This window comes from Fusibacter paucivorans (assembly GCF_018390735.1).
In the GTDB taxonomy this organism is placed as follows: domain Bacteria; phylum Bacillota; class Clostridia; order Peptostreptococcales; family Acidaminobacteraceae; genus Fusibacter; species Fusibacter paucivorans.
Genome location: NZ_JAHBCL010000007.1, coordinates 1 through 18,380, shown reverse-complemented (window position 1 = coordinate 18,380; position 18,380 = coordinate 1). Strand labels below are relative to the sequence as shown.

General features: G+C 41.2%; 16 protein-coding genes and 13 tRNA genes. 2 read left to right on the top strand and 27 right to left on the bottom strand.

Annotated elements, in window-relative coordinates:
* Positions 1-247 precede the first annotated feature (247 nt).
* Positions 248-1,894 carry a hypothetical protein gene (locus tag KHM83_RS05030; protein ID WP_213235817.1) on the top strand — a complete coding sequence of 549 codons (1,647 nt, stop codon included), beginning with the start codon at positions 248-250 and terminating at the stop codon, positions 1,892-1,894.
* 48 nt (positions 1,895-1,942) lie between these two features.
* A complete protein-coding gene (gene mnmH / locus KHM83_RS05025) occupies positions 1,943-2,983 on the top strand; it encodes a tRNA 2-selenouridine(34) synthase MnmH (protein ID WP_213235816.1) in 1,041 nt (346 codons plus the stop codon).
* A 158-nt stretch (positions 2,984-3,141) separates the two neighbouring features.
* Here mnmH and glmM read toward each other — a convergent pair whose 3' ends face one another.
* From glmM to KHM83_RS04890, 27 genes are all read right to left on the bottom strand, one after another.
* Complete coding sequence (glmM, locus tag KHM83_RS05020) at positions 3,142-4,479, bottom strand: phosphoglucosamine mutase (RefSeq protein ID WP_213235815.1); 1,338 nt, start codon at positions 4,477-4,479, stop codon at positions 3,142-3,144.
* Positions 4,480-4,538: 59 nt separating this feature from the next.
* Positions 4,539-5,552 (bottom strand): TMEM165/GDT1 family protein, encoded by a 1,014-nt coding sequence (locus tag KHM83_RS05015; protein ID WP_213235814.1) that lies wholly within the window; start codon positions 5,550-5,552, stop codon positions 4,539-4,541.
* Positions 5,553-5,886: 334 nt separating this feature from the next.
* On the bottom strand, positions 5,887-6,432 hold the full coding sequence (locus KHM83_RS05010) for a 2-oxoacid:acceptor oxidoreductase family protein (protein ID WP_213235813.1): 546 nt from the start codon (positions 6,430-6,432) through the stop codon (positions 5,887-5,889).
* Between the two features lie 2 nt (positions 6,433-6,434).
* Entirely contained in the window at positions 6,435-7,178 is a 744-nt protein-coding gene (locus KHM83_RS05005; protein WP_213235812.1) for a thiamine pyrophosphate-dependent enzyme, read from the bottom strand.
* Entirely contained in the window at positions 7,178-8,242 is a 1,065-nt protein-coding gene (locus KHM83_RS05000) for a 3-methyl-2-oxobutanoate dehydrogenase subunit VorB (protein WP_213235811.1), read from the bottom strand. The genes KHM83_RS05005 and KHM83_RS05000 overlap by 1 nt, the downstream gene beginning before the upstream one ends.
* 17 nt (positions 8,243-8,259) lie before the next feature.
* Positions 8,260-8,478, bottom strand: a complete 219-nt coding sequence (locus KHM83_RS04995) for a 4Fe-4S binding protein (protein WP_213235810.1) — start codon at positions 8,476-8,478, stop codon at positions 8,260-8,262.
* Positions 8,479-8,510: 32 nt separating this feature from the next.
* Positions 8,511-9,197, bottom strand: a complete 687-nt coding sequence (locus KHM83_RS04990) for a nucleotide-binding protein (protein WP_213235809.1) — start codon at positions 9,195-9,197, stop codon at positions 8,511-8,513.
* A gap of 16 nt (positions 9,198-9,213) precedes the next feature.
* Positions 9,214-10,287 carry a butyrate kinase gene (gene buk, locus KHM83_RS04985; RefSeq protein WP_213235808.1) on the bottom strand — a complete coding sequence of 358 codons (1,074 nt, stop codon included), beginning with the start codon at positions 10,285-10,287 and terminating at the stop codon, positions 9,214-9,216.
* Positions 10,288-10,324: 37 nt separating this feature from the next.
* A complete protein-coding gene (locus tag KHM83_RS04980) occupies positions 10,325-11,230 on the bottom strand; it encodes a phosphate butyryltransferase (RefSeq protein WP_213235807.1) in 906 nt (301 codons plus the stop codon).
* A gap of 248 nt (positions 11,231-11,478) precedes the next feature.
* The gene (locus KHM83_RS04975; RefSeq protein ID WP_343213120.1) at positions 11,479-13,221 is read right to left on the bottom strand and encodes a sigma-54 interaction domain-containing protein; all 1,743 of its coding nucleotides are present in this window, start codon (positions 13,219-13,221) and stop codon (positions 11,479-11,481) included.
* 44 nt (positions 13,222-13,265) lie between these two features.
* Positions 13,266-13,829, bottom strand: a complete 564-nt coding sequence (locus tag KHM83_RS04970) for a class I SAM-dependent methyltransferase (protein ID WP_213235806.1) — start codon at positions 13,827-13,829, stop codon at positions 13,266-13,268.
* 621 nt (positions 13,830-14,450) lie between these two features.
* Complete coding sequence (locus KHM83_RS04965) at positions 14,451-15,746, bottom strand: CdaR family protein (protein WP_213235805.1); 1,296 nt, start codon at positions 15,744-15,746, stop codon at positions 14,451-14,453.
* Complete coding sequence (cdaA, locus tag KHM83_RS04960) at positions 15,730-16,569, bottom strand: diadenylate cyclase CdaA (protein WP_213235804.1); 840 nt, start codon at positions 16,567-16,569, stop codon at positions 15,730-15,732. The genes KHM83_RS04965 and cdaA overlap by 17 nt, the downstream gene beginning before the upstream one ends.
* Positions 16,570-16,697: 128 nt before the next feature.
* Positions 16,698-16,961, bottom strand: coding sequence for a chorismate mutase (locus tag KHM83_RS04955; protein ID WP_213235803.1), 264 nt, complete (start codon positions 16,959-16,961; stop codon positions 16,698-16,700).
* A 123-nt stretch (positions 16,962-17,084) separates the two neighbouring features.
* Positions 17,085-17,160: transfer RNA gene (locus KHM83_RS04950), tRNA-Phe, on the bottom strand.
* 1 nt (position 17,161) lies between these two features.
* Positions 17,162-17,238: transfer RNA gene (locus KHM83_RS04945), tRNA-Ile, on the bottom strand.
* 31 nt (positions 17,239-17,269) lie between these two features.
* Positions 17,270-17,358, bottom strand: a tRNA-Ser gene (locus KHM83_RS04940).
* A gap of 15 nt (positions 17,359-17,373) precedes the next feature.
* A tRNA-Arg gene (locus KHM83_RS04935) sits at positions 17,374-17,450 on the bottom strand.
* 4 nt (positions 17,451-17,454) lie between these two features.
* Positions 17,455-17,529, bottom strand: a tRNA-Gly gene (locus KHM83_RS04930).
* Between the two features lie 5 nt (positions 17,530-17,534).
* Positions 17,535-17,619, bottom strand: a tRNA-Tyr gene (locus tag KHM83_RS04925).
* Positions 17,620-17,624: 5 nt separating this feature from the next.
* Positions 17,625-17,700 (bottom strand) — tRNA-Thr (locus KHM83_RS04920).
* A gap of 30 nt (positions 17,701-17,730) precedes the next feature.
* A tRNA-Asp gene (locus KHM83_RS04915) sits at positions 17,731-17,807 on the bottom strand.
* A gap of 4 nt (positions 17,808-17,811) precedes the next feature.
* A tRNA-Val gene (locus tag KHM83_RS04910) sits at positions 17,812-17,887 on the bottom strand.
* Between the two features lie 34 nt (positions 17,888-17,921).
* Positions 17,922-17,996, bottom strand: a tRNA-Glu gene (locus tag KHM83_RS04905).
* Between the two features lie 35 nt (positions 17,997-18,031).
* Positions 18,032-18,106, bottom strand: a tRNA-Met gene (locus KHM83_RS04900).
* A gap of 58 nt (positions 18,107-18,164) precedes the next feature.
* Positions 18,165-18,253 (bottom strand) — tRNA-Leu (locus KHM83_RS04895).
* Positions 18,254-18,259: 6 nt separating this feature from the next.
* Positions 18,260-18,334 (bottom strand) — tRNA-Asn (locus KHM83_RS04890).
* Positions 18,335-18,380 lie beyond the last annotated feature (46 nt).

Sequence of the window (18,380 nt, the reverse complement as noted above, 5' to 3'; positions counted from 1 at the left end):
TATGCCCATGAAAACCCTTATTACTTATATTATATGAAATATTTTTATTGTAAACCTTTTTTACAGAATTGATAATTTTTCAATTCGCAGGGTATCATTGGGATGTGAGGAAATTGCATCATTCAAATTTTATGCCTTTCATGACAATAGACATTCTTTTTATAAGATAAAAACTTAACCTATTGCCACGAAGGATCAAGTAAAGGTAATTATGCAATTTCCTTATGTATTATAAAGGAGAACAGCCATGCTAAAAAATACTTATTGGCACCGAATTGTTATAAGATATGCTTCACTCGCCATGATCATTGCCTGCTTTATTACAGGTACATCTTATATCATTATGCAAAGAGCACTCCAACATTCTTTTATTACCCTTACAGAAGCACGTACTAATCAACTATTAACGGAATTTAATGCATTTTATGCAAAAAAAGCCGATGCCGTCGCCACATTAGCCTCTGATCCGGCACTTATCGACTTTCTGCACTCGCTTAATTATATTAACATCCATAATAGTGCCGCTTCAAATTATCAATTTTATAATATTGTCGAAATGCTCAATAATGTTTCGCTCCGAGATCCTGACATATTGGCCGTAACACTGACGCTCTTTGATAAAAATGAAATCATCTACAACACTGGCGATGTTTATGCAACACAGCACAACGAGCCTTATAACCAATGGCTGCCCTCTCATTTGCCTCAAGATATTGATATTATCTTTCCACCATACTACGATCTTCATTATAATAAATCGGTCATTGGTTTTCGAAAAATTATTTTCGATGGTGATTCTCCAATCGGTGCCTGTACTGTCCATATTGAGCATGATCTTTTCAATGATGAGGTTATGCTTTCTGAACAATCCGGTGATAGACTGCTCTTCTTTGATGATAAAGGTTACATTCTCTATGCTTCAGAGGATGATCTCGTTCAGTGGCAAACCCTCGGAGATGTTGACGCTTCTTTTACAGCTGAGCTCCCCGAGCTTATGCGCCAACAATCTTCAGCAACGTTTAACGGTACAATGGGTAATCAGAACATGCTTTTTTATTATGCATACCTTCCCGATCAATCCCTTCATACGATCATTGGCTTTAATACGGCACCTATCAATGCCGAAATACGAAGGTACACGCTTTGGATCAGCGCTTTGAGTATAAGCTTTCTGCTGCTCTTTATCCTCTGGATACTTATGCGCAACCATAAGTGGGAAAAACAATTCCGTATGTTTTCAAAACATTTAACAGCTGCTAGTGAAGGCCTTTTTAGTTTTACCAGCTTACAATCTGATAATCCGTCTTTCAATCAACTCTTTATCGCATACAATGATATGCTGACGAGCTTAGAGACGATTTCAAGCAATATTTCAAGCATCAGCAATAACATTCATCAATATGCTACTGCACTCAATGAAGATGCTGAAGTAAACAACCGTGCCATACAGCAGATTTCCAGAGCCGTTCGTACCATTTCTGAAGATACCATGCAGCAAGTTGAAGGCATTGAGACACTAGACACATTGGCGCGTGCCATTAATATTAAAATCAACGGCATTAATAAGCATTTCAACGCCGTTGAAAGCACACTCCAAAATGAATCGGATGTTCATCCTGAAGTGTTGCTGTTCGTAAAAACACTGCGAGAAGATTTTCAGTTTCTAGAAGCGCGAAACAATGATATTCTCAAGTACTTAAAAGAACTCACCAACGCTTCCAAACAAAATGCGTATGTCAGCAGATCTATTAAGCGATCTATCGACCAACAGCGTGATTCCATAAAGAGCATGTCTCGTGCCATTACCAATCTCTATCGGTCGAGTCTCAATCTCAACAACAATCTTTCAAAGTTTTCTGTTAAAATCGAATCAAATAAAAAGCATCCTAGTTAGGATGTTTTTTTTGTGTTAGAATAGGATTGGATTTAGGAGGCGAACTGAATGGCATTAAAAATCCCCTTTGACGTCACACGTCAAAATACTTACTACATAGATGTTCGAAGTGAAAGTGAATTCGAGCAAGGCCACATTGTCGGCGCTGTGAATATGCCCATTTTAAACGATCAGGAACGTCGTGATGTCGGCACACTTTATAAACAAGTCTCTGTAGAGGAAGCGAAACGATTGGGACTCAAAGTAGCATCCGGCAAAGTCATTGATTACTTTGATGCTATTTGTAAGGTGAAAGCTGAGAAGCCCAATGCAGTCATTGCCTTTTACTGTGCCAGAGGCGGCTTTCGCAGCCGTTCTATTACACAGCTGCTAAAGGGAATCGGTGAAGAGGTCTATTGTCTCGACGGCGGTTATAAGCATTACCGTCATCAAGTCTTAGCTTATTTAGATTCACCCTCGCGTTTTCCAAAGTTTATCATGGTTCATGGTCTTACTGGTGTGGGCAAAACAAAACTGTTAACGGGGCTTATGCGCAAAGGATACCCGGTTCTCGACCTTGAAGGCGCAGCCAATCACAAAGGATCACACCTCGGCGCCATTGGCACGAATGAAATTCAACACATGCAGATGTTTGAAAACACCGTTTTTCATCAACTCGCTGCATCACCTGCTGAATATGCCTTTGTAGAATCTGAAAGCAAACGAATCGGCAACGTCTATATTCCGCCAAAACTCTTTGAAGCAATCCGTTCAGGGGAACATATAATGGTTTACCGCGAAATGGAAAATCGCATTAAAGCTTTAATTGATGAATATTGCAGCGCCGATAATTTTGAAGCGCTCATCTGGCCGGCCTTTGAAAGGATTAAGCCTTATCTTTCAAAAGAAACTTACGGCGATATGGCTGAGAAACTCCGAACAGCGCAATATGAAGCTTTTGTTGAAGGCATATTAACCAAGCATTATGATCCTATCTATCAAAAAAGCATTAAAAACTACGTTTATGATTTGAGTATTCACGCTGAGACTGACGAAGCAGGGATCTCTGCACTCTCACATTGGTATGATACAACACATGAGCTTTCATAACGATAGTGGTGTAAACCTTACACACATCAATCCTGTTTTCATGTCGATACGTATCTTTACTTACATTGCTATCGTGTCATTCCATATATTCATTAAAAAGCGCCTGCATTCTCCCCAAAGAGAAACAGGCGCTTCATATTGCTTATATAAGTTTAAATTTAACCCAATTCCTGTTCGATCAATGCTGCCAATGTCTTTGCCGCTACTTCCAGCTGCTCTTGACATTCACCTTCGATCATCACTCTGACTAGCGGCTCGGTACCCGATGGTCTTACCAATACACGTCCTTTGCCATGAAAATCCGATTCAAGCGTCATAATTTCCTGTTTGATTAAGTCGTTCTGGAGATACAAGTGTTTCTTATGATTGGCGACTTTTGCATTGACGAGAACTTGTGGATAGACTTTCATAATCATTGCCAATTCAGAGGCAGACTTACCAGTCTGTTTCATCACTTCAAGAAGCTTTACAGCTGTCAGCAGGCCATCTCCCGTTGTATTATGCTTTAGAAAGATAATATGACCCGACTGCTCGCCGCCTAATGCGTAACCGTTCGCGAGCATTTCTTCCAATACATAACGATCGCCAACCTGTGTTTTCACTGCGTTAAGTGCGTGCTCTTTTAAAGCGATGTCAAATCCTAAGTTACTCATAACCGTCGAAACAACTGTATCCTCAGGCAATATCTCCTTTGCCTTCATTGCCTTGGCACAGATGGCCATGATTTTATCGCCATCAATGATCTCACCATGCTCATCAATTGCCAACATGCGATCAGCATCACCATCAAAAGCAATGCCTATATCTGCTTGGATTGTCTTTACAAAAGTTTGTAAATTGCTTAAGTGCGTCGATCCACATCCTTCATTGATATTATAGCCGTCCGGTTCGTGATGGATCGCATACACCTTTGCGCCCAATTGATTAAGCGCCATCGGCGCAACAAAGGAAGCCGAGCCATTGGCACAGTCCAATGCCACCTTTAAACCTTCCAGCGACAATCCTTTAACGGCTTTAAGCGTCTCTTTTATATAATCGTGTTCCGCTTGATCATAATCAGTCATAACGCCTATATGCGTCGTGTCAATATCTCTCTTATCGCGAATTGCTTCTTCGATTTCATCTTCAAGTGCATCTCGAAGTTTAAAACCGTTTTCATCAAAAAATTTAATGCCGTTGAATGCTACCGGATTGTGAGAAGCCGATATCATAACACCTGCATCAGCATTCAGTACCCGAATGAGCTTTGCAACTGCTGGTGTTGGTATAATACCAAGCCTTACAACATTACATCCAGTTGAAAGAATACCGGCAATTAATGCAGATTCCAACATATCGCCCGAAATTCTGGTATCTTTTCCTACGAGAATCATGCCATTTTCTTTGCCCTTTGTGATCAAATGTGCGCCATATTTTCCCAGCTGCATTGCCAGCTTTACGGTCAATTCTGTATTTGCAATGCCTCTAACACCATCTGTTCCAAAAAGTCTCGCCATTTACGCCACCCCAATTCATTCTTTGTTTATTGTAACCAATGGCGTACAAGCCATCTATTTCATACTAAATGTATTGTATTCTTTTCTATAATTTTTTCAAGTACTTTTTGAACGGTTACCAGCTGCCAATTGGTTTCACGCTCATCAGGATATTTTTCAAAGTACTCGTCAATCATTACACTGATTACCTTTGCCTTGTCAGGATCAAAATCTCGATTATGGAGCATTTCCAAATAATCTGAATTTAATTCTCCCGGTTTCATGCGCTCGGCAAGAATACCGCGCATATATCCCACGACACAGCCCATATCTCTACAAACATCACAGCCTTGACAAAGCTGATCAATACCATTTTGAATACGTTCTTTATAAGCCTTCAAATCCTTAGCTTTCTGTCGTAATGCCGATACAGATATTTCAACAATTTGCCTTCTAAATATAATAAATCTATAAACTGTCAAAAGTGCAATCATTAAAATAAGAATCCATGTAAAGGTGCTTCCCATACTTTGTACATAGGAAGAACTAAATATTTTATTGAGACCAAACAGCATGAAAATCACAAAAGAACCCAAGCGAATCATGTGTTCTGGAATACGATCTCCTAACTTGGCGCCAATAAAGATCCCAACCGAACTTACGACGACCATACCTGAAACGGTCCCCATCAATGTCATTATCGGCAGCTGGGCTTGTGTTGAAAGCGTCAATGCCGTCAGCTGCGTTTTATCGCCAAGCTCCCCTAAGAAAAATGACATTGCGACGGTTGCGATGGCACCGTATTTATTGATTTTTGTCGTTTCTTCATCTTCTTCTGAAATAGAAAGTGACAATAGACCAAAAGCGACGAATAACACACCGGCTACCAGTTGTAAAGCTTCCAACGGGATATAGCGGTTTAATAATGAACCTAGCATGATTGCCAGTCCATGGTTTAAAAAAGCACCTATTCCAACCCCAAGCAGAATGTGAGAAATTTTATATCTTGTCGCAAATGCCATCGCCATGATTTGCGTCTTATCCCCCATTTCCGCAACGAAAATCAGCGCAAATGCCTGTATAAAATCTTGCATTTTGAAACCCCTTCTATTTTTATTGCACTTTATTATCTCATAAATTATAAACCTATTCAATGATTGTCACTGTTTCGAAATATTTGGATCCCTTATCCTTACACCAATATACCGATTCGCTTTACCATTCAAAGTCCGACGATAATCTTTACGCAATCACAGTTGTATATTAAAAAAGAGATTGGACTCGCCAATCTCTTCTCAAAAGCAGCTTGTATCATAAATGACTTCTCAAAAGTCAATGAATCTTGTTTTGTTACTCACATACTGCAATTTCTTTTTTTATATGCTTTTGTATTCTGAACACTACATTATTCATTGTATAAAACAACGCCTATGCTCTTACGGCTTCTGCACCTTTTTTGATTGCTTCACGGTTTATATCTATGAGATGCGCCTTTGCATCACCCAGCGTCTTTTTCAGCGCGCTTAACACCGATTCAATCTCAACAGCTTTTGTAAGTTCTAAGTAGGCGCCAAGCATAACCATGTTTGCCGTCTTTAAATTGCCGAGATCATTGGCTATTTCATTCGCAGGCACATAGTAAACTTTAAGGTCTTCTCTGGCTGCCTTTTTTTCGATTAGTGAGCTGTTAATCAAAAGATTGCCGTCAGCGATAACATCCGTTTCGAATTTATCAAGTGAAGGCAGATTCATAATGATTGCCGTCGTTGCATTATCGGTGATAACCGGTGAGCCAATTGGTTTATCAGAAACCATAACGGCACAGTTTGCAGTTCCGCCACGCATTTCAGGTCCATATGAAGGCAGCCAAGATACTTCTTTGCCTTCAATCATGCCTGCATATGAGATCAACTGTCCCATGAGCATAACGCCTTGTCCGCCAAATCCAGCGCATATTACTTTTTCATTCAACATGATTACACCTCCTCTGGTCTTCTGAGGTTACCAATCGGATAATATGGAATCATATTGTCTTGAAGCCATTTAATGGCGTCAATTGGTGTTAGGCCCCAGTTAGTCGGACAAGTTGACAGCACTTCTACGATGGAAAAACCTTTTCGTGCGATTTGGCATTCAAAAGCTTCTTTAATTGCTTTTTTAGCTTTGCGAATATTCGCAGGCGAATCGACTGATACGCGTTCGACAAAAGCCGCCCCATTAATGGTCGCCAGCATTTCAGATACTTTGAGCGGCATACCGGAATGCTCGACAGTCCTGCCAAGCGGTGCTGTTGTGGCACGTTGTCCAATCAGCGTCGTGGGAGCCATTTGACCGCCTGTCATACCATAAATGGCGTTGTTGACAAAAATCGTCGTGATTTTTTCACCACGATGTGCAGCATGAATAATCTCTGCCGTACCGATCGAAGCGAGATCCCCGTCCCCCTGATAGGTAAAAACAACTTTATCTGGTTGAACGCGTTTGATCCCTGTTGCAACAGCCGGTGCACGACCGTGTGCCGCTTGATGTATATCCATATTGAAATAATCATATGCCAATGTTGAACAGCCAACTGGTGCAACGGCAATGGTATCACCTAGTACATCAAGTTCTTCCAATACCTCTGCCACCAATCGATGGATAATCCCATGGGTACAACCTGGGCAATAATGTGTTTGATTGTCTAAAAGACCCTTTGTTTTTTGAAAAACCACAGCCATTATTTAACACCTCCCATGATTTCTTTGACTTTCGCTACAATGCCATCCGGCGTTGGAATCATACCGCCTGAGCGTCCATAAAAATCAACAGCCCATCTGCCATTTGAAGCAATCTTAATATCATCAATCATTTGGCCCATTGACATTTCAACAGAAACAATTGCTTTACAGGTTTCTGGAATTGCGTCAAATGCTGCCATTGGGAACGGCCAGAGCGAAATCGGTCTAATGATTCCCGCTTTAATGCCTTCTTCTTTCAGTGTCGCTATCGCATTGCGTACGATTCTGGAAGTTGTGCCATAAGCGACGAGTACAATATCTGCGTCTTCGACACCAACCGATTCATAACGAACTTCATTGGCTTTCATATCGTCATATTTTTTTTGAAGTTTATGATTGTGCTCTTCAAGCTGTGCCGGATCAAGGAACAGCGAATTGATAATGTTGTGTGGTCTTTGACCTTTTGTACCAGTCGTCGCCCATGTTTTTTCAGATAATGTGTATTTCGTTTTAATCTCTCTAAATTCAACAGGCTCCATCATTTGACCGATCATACCGTCGCCGACGAGCATTACGGGATTTCGATAGTAATCAGCCGCATCAAATGCTTCCTGCATCAAGTCAACCATTTCCTGCAAGTTAGCCGGTGCCAATACGAGCAATTTGTAATCCCCATTGCCGCCGCCTCTCGTCACTTGGTTATAATCAGACTGAGCAGGCTGTATGCCGCCTAGTCCAGGGCCTCCCCTTACGATATTGACGATGACACAAGGCAGTTCTGCCCCTGCAATATAAGTAATGCCTTCCTGCTTCAGGGCAATCCCCGGAGATGAAGAAGAGGTCATTACACGAGCGCCGCAGCCAGATGCGCCATAGACCATATTAATCGCCGCGACTTCACTTTCTGCTTGTAAAAAGACACCGCCGTTTTTAGGCAGTTCTCTAGACATGTACTCTGGCACTTCATTTTGAGGTGTGATAGGGTATCCGAAAAAGTATTTACAGCCTGCTTTAATCGCCGCTGCCCCTATCGCTTCGTTACCTTTCATCAGTATTTTAGCCATTGCTTCCTAACCTCCCTTTAAAATCTTTCAACAGTGATGACACAATCTGGACAGATCATCGCACAATTTGCACATCCAATACATTTGTCCGGATCTGTTACAGCAGCAGGGTGATACCCTTTCGCATTAATTACCTTTGTGTCCATTGAAATAATTTTGACCGGGCAAGCTGTCGTACAGAGTGCACACCCTTTACAAATATCCACGTTAAATGTAACTTTACCTTTTACCGCCACTTGCCTTACCTCCTATCTTTTTATTCAGTACATTACATCCAATCTTCCCGCATAACCATCCTTATCGGGAAAATTTCACCTGCCATCGAACCTTCGAGCTCTGCTGCAACGGATGAGAGCGTACTAATATACTTAACTGGTATCTCCAGCAATCTGGAGACTTCTTCTGACAACAACTGTCCTCGCATGACATCTTCAGTCGTTGTTTCGCGAAGCATATGCGTGTTATTAATAAGTCCTGTGACTTTTAATCCCGCTGTCGCTTCGATTGCTTTTATATGAGACAACACCCCTTGAACATCCTGTGTCTGCTCGCGATTCGCGTTGATGACACAGAACATATCATAGTCCCCTTCTTTTAAATTGGGATGATAACGTGCAAGCACTCTAGCGCCGACTGAATCTCCGCCAACATCCAAAATAACCTGCTCTTCGGGCTGTTGCAAAGGCCCCAATATAGCTGCACTAATCATCGGAATATCTAAATTGGCCTGATGGCCTCTAGCACCGCTTATCACAGTAATCCCTGCTGATTCGAGCATTTCTGCTTTCTCTCTCGATCTGAAGTAGGGATTGACAATATCAAGATCACAAAGGCTAACATGCTTGCCTCGCTTACTAAGCGCTAACGCATAGTTAACGGCGAACTCTGTTTTACCGCTGCCGTAGTGACCAATAATGATTCGAATGCGTTTATCGTTTGAAATATTTGATCCCATCCTGACCAACCTTTCACTAGCCTTCATATATCTGCGGCGTTTCTTCTCCTTTTAGGACCCTTAAGCCGCCTTGAGCCAATGCACGCATTTCATCTTCTCCTGGATAGACAACCACTTCGGCTATAAACTGAACCGCATCAACAATCCAGTTCGTTAGCATCTTGCTATAAGACAATCCGCCTGTGAGAATAATAGCATCTACTTCGCCTTTGAGGACAGTCGCACAAGCTCCGATTTCTTTTGATACTTGATAGGCCATTGCTTCGTAAATGCGCTTTGCATTTTCATCGCCTTTTGCAATCATGGCTTCAACTTCTCTGCCGTCATTGGAATTTAAATAAGAGACCAGTCCGCCTTTGCCTTTTATTTTTTTCTTGATCTCCTCTAATGTGTACTCTCCTGAAAAGCACATCTTCGTCAGCGTGCCAATTGGAATGCCGCCAGACCGCTCAGGCGAAAATGGACCATCGCCATCAAGTGCATTATTGACATCGACAGCTTTGCCCTTTAGATGGGCACCCACTGAGATGCCGCCGCCCAAGTGTGCAATAATAACGTTAATATCTTGATATTGCTTGCCAATAGATTTTGCATACCTTCGCGCAACCGCTTTTTGATTGAGTGCGTGGAAGATTGAGATACGATCAACCCCTGCCATTCCGGAAACTTTTGCAACATCTGTCATCTCGTCAACGACTACCGGGTCTACAATAAATGCCGGAATATGATACTGAGATGCAATTTCGTTTGCAATAATCCCACCGAGATTGGAAGCGTGCTCACCCAAAACACCTTTTTTCAAATCGTTTAGCATAGGCTCATTGACTGCATAAGTGCCGCCTTTAATCGGTTTGAGTAAACCGCCCCTGCCAACAACTGCATTCAAGGTATTAAGATCAAAACCTTTCTCTTTGAGTGTATCAATGATAATTTGCTTTCTAAAGTCGTACTGATCAAATATGCATGCATATTGTTCGATAACTTCATTCGGATGCCGAATGGTTATTTCAAAGACTTCTTTTTCCTCCTCGAACACTGCAATTTTGGTCGAGGTCGACCCCGGATTAATCGCTAAAATATTAAATGACATTGGTACCTCCCATCTTTCATCTTTTGTAGACTTACAGTTACCGATTAGCTGTCATTAAAACACCCAATGCAATGGAATAGTGTTTGGATTCATCAGTGTCTGCTCGTGATGTTAAAATAACGGGTGCTGTTGCACCGACAATAACACCCGCAGATTTTGCGTTCGCTAAAAAATTGAGTGCCTTGTATAAGATATTGCCTGATTCTATTTGCGGACTAACCAGTAAATCAACGTCACCTGCTATGGGGTCTTTGACACCCTTAATTTGAGCGGCTTCCTTTGAAATCGCATTGTCAAGTGCAAATGGTCCGCCAATAATGCATTCTTTAATTTCCCCATTTTGATTCATTTTTACGAGTTCACCTGCATCGACAGTTGCCTGCATTGCCGGATTCACTTTTTCCTTTGCTGCCAAAACGCCGACTTTAGCTGTTTCAATACCAAGTGCTTTTGTGACCGCCAGTGCATTTTCTACAATTTGCTTTTTCGTATTTAGATCTGGGGCAATATTCATAGCCGCATCTGTCAGCATTAACATTTTATGATAAGTCGGCACTTCAAACACGGCGACATGGCTGAGAACATTACCGCTTCTTAGTCCAACCTCTTTGTTTAATACAGCTTTTAAAATAACAGATGTATCGACCAGCCCCTTCATAACGATGTCTGCTTTGCCGGAGGATACCAATGATACAGCTTTAAGAGATGCTTCAACAGCATCCTCAATTTGAATGCATTCAAGTCCTGAAATATCAAAACCAATCGTATCTGCAATCGCTTTAATCTTTGGTTGGTCTCCTACCAGTATCACGTTAATCATACCCTCTGTATACGCCGCTTTAACAGCTTTTAAGACATCGTCATCCTGCGCACACGCAACTGCTACTGTCTTAGGTCCCTTCTTGACGGCTTCGGTACATAATGCTTCAAAACTGCTAATCATGATTTCACCTCATCGTTTTCTTTTTACTCGACAGTTATATATTATGCAAATCTTATGCCAAAGGTGTACTTTGCATACAGTCTACAGATTCACAGGGTTTTTCAGCAGGTTTTATAACGAGAATGTCATAAAACGCAAAAATCTGCATGCAAATATTTGCAAAACAATCGTTTTTTTGCAAATATTTGCATGCAGATTTCTTAACATCCGCCTGTTTTTGTTTCTGAAAAAACTGCCTGCTTCATGTTTCAGACAATATCATAAGCCTTTATTTTATAATAAAGTGTTCGCAAACTTATCTTAAGTGCTTTTGCCGTCGCTTCCCGATTATATTCATTCACCTCCAAAGTTCTGATGATTAATTGTCTTTCAAAGTTCTTTACACTTTCTTCCAAGCTTAAAATACTTTCGTCCAACGGATGGAGGGCTTCATTTTTGTGCGACTGCCGATAGACAATTGACGGCAAGTGCGCCTCAGTCAAAATAATTTCCTGCATTTTGATATTAATCATTGCACGACCAATAAAATTCTCCAGCTCACGTACGTTGCCGGGCCAGTCATATGCGGAGATTATCCGCAGTGCACCCTCAGAAATTTCTTGAACATTTCGCCCGTATTCTAAATTAAATTTATTAATCATATGCTTTACAAGTTCCAAGATATCCTCTTTGTGCTGACGCAATGCAGGAATATCAATGGGCACAACATTAATTCGATAATAGAGATCCATTCGAAAACGCTTTTGCTTTACGGCTTCTTCAAGGTTAACATTGGTTGCTGTAATCACACGAACATCAATGGGGATCGATTTGTTAGCGCCTACTCTAAGAATCTCTTTTTCCTGTAGGACACGCAGCAGCTTTGCCTGTATATTCAGGCTGAGTTCACCAATTTCATCTAAAAAGATCGTACCGCCATTTGCCTTTTCGAAAAGTCCGACCTTACCACCTTTTGAAGCACCTGTAAAAGCACCTTCCTCATAACCAAAGAGTTCACTTTCTAGTAACCCTTCGTTAATCGCTGCACAGTTTACCCGGATAAACTGCGCATATTTTCGATCAGAAGAGTTATGTATCGCATGAGCAAAGAGTTCCTTACCCGTGCCGCTTTCACCTCTTAAAATAACCGTTGCTGGCGTTTCAGCTGCCATTCTTGCCTTTTCGACAGCATAGCCCATCAAATCACTTGTGCCAATGATATCATCAAATGTATATTTTGCTTCTAAATTCCGAATAATCTTTTTGGCCATGTCAAGCTGTTTGTAGATTTCATTTATTTCCGTAAGATCATGGATTATGGCAACAGATCCTTTGATTTCTCCTTTGACGATAATCGGCGCTGCCTCGGCAATAACGTCTTTGCGCTGTGGTCCTACCCGAAGTTTTTTACCTTTCACCGGTTTACCCGTTCGAAGTACTTCCATATGGACACTTTCACCTTCTGTCAAATCAACGGTGCAGTCTTTGCCGATTATCTGTTCTGCAACGAACCCCGTCATGCGCGTATAGGCAGGGTTAATTAAAATCCCAATCCCTTGTGCATCAACAACTGAAATAGCGTCTTGAGTTGCTGTAATGGTCGCTTCAAGGGTTTCTTTAATCTGATTAAGATTCGTTATGCGTTCTGCAAGGTCTACCATTTCTGAAATATCTCTAAAAATAGCGATTGCACCGATAATATCACCGTCATCGTCAATCACAGGCATTCGATTGGTAACAATGATAATGTCGCGAAGCGGCTGCTGCTGATTGAGCTCAGAAATCCCGGTTTTTAAAATAATCGGTAGACGGGTATTGTCAATGACATCTTCCACAGGACTTCCAATGGCATAAGATGCTTTCTGCCCTGTCAATCGTTCAGCTGAACGATTAAAAATCGTTATATTTTCATCTTTATCAATAGCAATAATTGCATCGTGCGCTGCATCTAGAATTTTTTCAATATCCTTGCGCATGCCGTTTTCACGTTCTCTTTGATTAATATCAATCACGATTTTTTATTCCCCTTTAGTTTTAGCTTGTTATTTACTGGTCTTCAAGCAAATTTGATCGCTATGCCATAATCGAATATTCCTTTTCCCACGCTATGACCCTCTACGATTTTTAGGTTATATCGTTCAAAAAGCGACTTCGGTGTTCGTACTAACTGGCAACCATTGGCTATCTTTGACCATAGTGGGTTGACCACTTTGAATGCTTTGGCAAGTCCAGCATCATTAGGCAAGACATGATCCATATAGACAAATGTACCCCCAGGCTTTAGAACGCGTGCAATTTCGGAAATTGAACGCTCGAGTTCATTCACAGAACACAGTACAAGTGTTTCGATAACCGTATCGAAAAAATCGTTTTCAAAAGGTAACGCTTCTACGCTACCCGTTACAAAATGAATGGGCAAATCGTTTCTAACGATATCATTTTCAGAGGTATCCAAAGCCGTTATGTGGTGTATTGCATCTGTATTCATAAATTTAAAATTTGATCCGGTACCATAACCGATTTCCAATACCTCTCCTTTGACATAACGCATGAGCCACTCACGTTTTTCGGCCAGCCACTTTTTTTCAAGCGGATACATCATGCCATCATAAATATTCATACCATACCTCTCTCTGTGATATTATTCTATGTTATTCTAGGTTTTCCTGCAACTGAATTGTCATGTAATGAAATTATTGGCGCCTAAACTGCATCAATTCATTATCTTATTATAGTCAATCGTCATTTTCTTTCGTATTGTTGCATAAGCGCTTTTAATCAGCATCATTAATCCATCGTAATCCACCATACATTATATGAGTACATGAAGTATACTTCATTTCAATGACAAAAGGGCGAGATTATGATATCCCCGCCCTTCCTTATTAAATACCCTCATTTGCTCTATTTAAACGACCTTTAATCTGAATGCTTCTCCCTCACTTTTCATATCTATGATACCCTTTCTAAAAACCATAATAAGCAAGTAAGAAAACACTGCATACAAAGTACCCGATCAATATCAAATTGAAAACATAGGTTAAAAACCAAGATAAAAACTTAAATTGAGGAAATTACACCACTCAAATTATAATCTTTTCACGGCAATCTGTACTATTTATATCTTACGAAATTTCACATATTGTCGTGAAAGATCAACAAAAGGGAATGATATAATCTCCTCAACTAAAAACTTACTTATTTTACTAATATGCTAAAAAAAGGAGACATATGTCTCCTTTTACTCTGTTACTTGAATTTCAATATAAACCGGATCAATGCTCAGCTCTTTGAAGCGATCTTCATTGGCAACATTTACTTTTAACCGGTATAGACCAGCTTTATCAACTATTCCAAAGTTGATGGAAAGATGAATATCGTCTTTTGATAAGTTATTGATAATTGATTCTAAATCTTTCACCTTAATATTTATCGTTCCTGTATTCTCATTGAGATTTGTTCGCAGTGTATCCGATAGATTGACAATCGGAATGTCCTTAACGTTAAAATTAAACTCTTTTGTGATAATCGGTTCAATCAGCACTTCAATCTGTACCATATTATTTTCGACATTGGACTTAACGCCTGGCGGCAAGTCGATACTCTTTTCGACAATGAATGACGAAGCTTCTTCACCTTTGAGATTAATCGGCTCAGCGAACACTTCCGATAATGATGATACAACAGCTTCATTCCCGCTAACCATCGTGTAAACAGGCGATATCGTCGTAGATACGACCTCAAAGCCATCCATAGGCGCTCCATTGATAACAGGTTGCACTGGAATCATTTTTTCCATTCCTACATTGATCGTAACACTGCTATAGCTTTCATCCAGTGTTACACCAGTGACCATTTCACCATCATTATCATATGGGACTAGACTGATTTCCTTTGTTGTATCAGAATCGATATTTGAAACATTTAACGTCCCTCCGAGATACGCAACTTGGTTTACAACACTTTCAGGCCCATTAACTTTGACTTCTTCAGGACTTATCGTCATGCCACTTTGATAGAACCCATCCTGATAATTTCCCGAAATTGTAACACGCACTGGTTTTGGTATTGAAACAATTTGATCAATACTCAGCACAATTTCATTTGGAATAAGGGTTTTGATGGCGACAGCCTCAGAATTAATTGTTTTATTGATCTGAAGTATATTTGATCCTTTTTTCACATTACGCATATCTGCCCATAAATAGATAGAAGATTTGCTGGTATTTAAAACATTATTACGTCGTCCGGTAATTTCAACATTGACAAAATAATCATGCTGATCCATAATAATCAAATCGTTCTGATCAAGCTCTTGCTGATTAATAAGCTGCACTGGTACACTTTCAATTACTTTTGTAATTTCCGGATCTACTTGGTCCATAACAAATACCCAGAACAGTATCGCAAGTACCAATGAAAAAATTTTGGTTCCTGTATTATGATTTAAATTGATGCTGAAAAATGCTTTCGGTAAGTTTTTGATGCCAGTTATGATCTTTTTTAGCCGTTCTAATAGTTTATTTTCCTTTGGCATTGCGCTTACCTCCCTGCTTTTCTTCTTTTTCTACGACAAGCGCATTACTCATAAGTTCTTTTAGCGTTGTCGTATCCAGAAAGCGTTGAAGTTTGCCTTCTAAGGCCATTGATATCGCACCCGTTTCTTCAGAGACAATAACAATAAGCGCATCTGAGCTCTCGGTCATACCCATCCCTGCACGATGGCGTGTCCCAAGCTCTTTTGAAATATATTTGTTTGATGATAATGGCAGCAAGCAACCGGCGGCCATAAGGCGTTCATTTTTTATAACGACTGCACCGTCGTGAAGCGGTGATTTCGGATAAAAAATATTCATTAGCAGATCTGCGGAGATCTGCGCATCAATGATGGTGCCTGTTTCAGCTATATCATTGATCCCCGTAGTGCGCTCAATAACAATAAGTGCACCAATTTTCTTTCTGGACATAACGCCCGCTGCGTCTACGATTTCATTAACCATTCGCTCCAGTGAGTTCTGAACGCTCTTCCGAGCAGGCATCAGGAACAGTTGACTTCGACCTAAGTGTTCCAACGCCTTTCTTAGTTCCGGCTGAAATATGATGACCAAAGCAATCAACCCAATCGTAAATGTGCTTTGAAGTACATAATTAACCGCATAGAGTTTTGCCCATTCACTCAATTTGGAGATAATGAGAATAATTAGAAATCCCTTGACGAGCTGTTCTGCTCTCGTTTCACGAATAAGTCCCAATAATTTGTAAAATACAAATGCAATAATTGCGATGTCGACAATATAGTTAATTTTTATTTCATATAAAAAATTAAAGGTCGACGTTGATAAGGATTGTAATAATTCCATTTAGCACTCCTGAATATGATAAATTACTCTGTTCTCAGTATACTATTATTTGGAATTGCTGAGTATAGTCCTTTTCTAATCTTAATATATTTGTAATTCTTTTCTATCGCTATCGGGCAATATACTCATTATTTAACATATTTTGATTGTTGAGAACGGCTTTGTTCAAAAATACTGCGATAAATTTCAATAATATATGTTGAATATTCTGATTCAGCCAGCGTTTCTGCAATGCGCTCTATTATCTCAGCTTCGCGTTCTGGTTGCAGGACTACCATGTTTTCACGCTGTTTAAAAGCGCCAACTTGCTCAGTCACTTTAAAACGCTTTTCAAGCAATTCTATAAGTGTTTCATCTAAATCATTTAACTCTTTCCTCAATTGATCCAGCATAACGTATCTCCAATCTTCTTTGATTTACTCAATTTATTATAGCGTTTTATGCTTAACGCTAAAAGATGCAAAAATAAATAAAGACCAACAACTAAGATAAGACTTAATCATTGATCTTTCTGATGGTGCCCAGAGGCGGAATCGAACCACCGACACGGGGATTTTCAGTCCCCTGCTCTACCGACTGAGCTATCTGGGCATGGTGGGCATAGATGGACTCGAACCATCGACCTCACGCTTATCAGGCGTGCGCTCTAACCAGCTGAGCTATACGCCCCAATATTGGGAAATAGTATTTTCATCTAAGTTGGCGGAGAGGGTGGGATTCGAACCCACGTGGGCTCGCACCCTAACGGTTTTCAAGACCGCCCCGTTATGACCGCTTCGGTACCTCTCCGAACTAAAATGAAATTGGCGCGTCCTTAGGGACTCGAACCCCAAACCCCCGCCTTAGAAGGGCGGTGCTCTATCCAGTTGAGCTAAGAACGCATAATGGAGCGGAAGACGGGATTTGAACCCGCGACCCTCGCCTTGGCAAGGCGATGCTCTACCACTGAGCCACTTCCGCAAATTTGGTGGAGGGAGAAGGATTCGAACCTTCGAAATCACTGATAACGGATTTACAGTCCGTCCCCTTTGGCCACTCGGGAACCCCTCCAGCTTTGGAGCCGGTGATGGGACTCGAACCCGCGACCTACTGATTACAAGTCAGTTGCTCTACCAATTGAGCTACACCGGCATATAATGTTTTTACTTTCAACCATAAAAATGGCGACCCAGAACGGACTCGAACCGTCGACCTCCAGCGTGACAGGCTGGCGTTCTAACCAACTGAACTACTGGGCCATAATGGTGGGGGTAACAGGGCTCGAACCTATGACCCTCTGCTTGTAAGGCAGATGCTCTCCCAGCTGAGCTATACCCCCACACAATGCGGTTTACGATACCACATAAAACGAATGGTGACCCCTAGGGGAATCGAACCCCTGTTACCGCCGTGAAAGGGCGGTGTCTTGACCGCTTGACCAAGGGGCCATGATATTCATGGCTATTGCATAATCATTAAATAATGGTTGCGGAGGCAGGATTCGAACCTGCGACCTTTGGGTTATGAGCCCAACGAGCTGCCACTGCTCCACTCCGCGATGCTGATAGCATTGACGTCGATAAGTCAGTCAACCCTATTAATAGTTAGGTAATTCTTGGTGCCGGAGACCGGAATCGAACCGGTACGATCGGTAAGGATCGCAGGATTTTAAGTCCTGTGCGTCTGCCAGTTCCGCCACTCCGGCAATTTTTGGCTCCAAGGGAGGGATTCGAACCCTCAGCCTATCGGTTAACAGCCGAGTGCTCCACCGTTGAGCTACCTTGGAACATTTTAACCGGCAACGTCCTACTCTCCCAGGCAGCTTCCCGCCA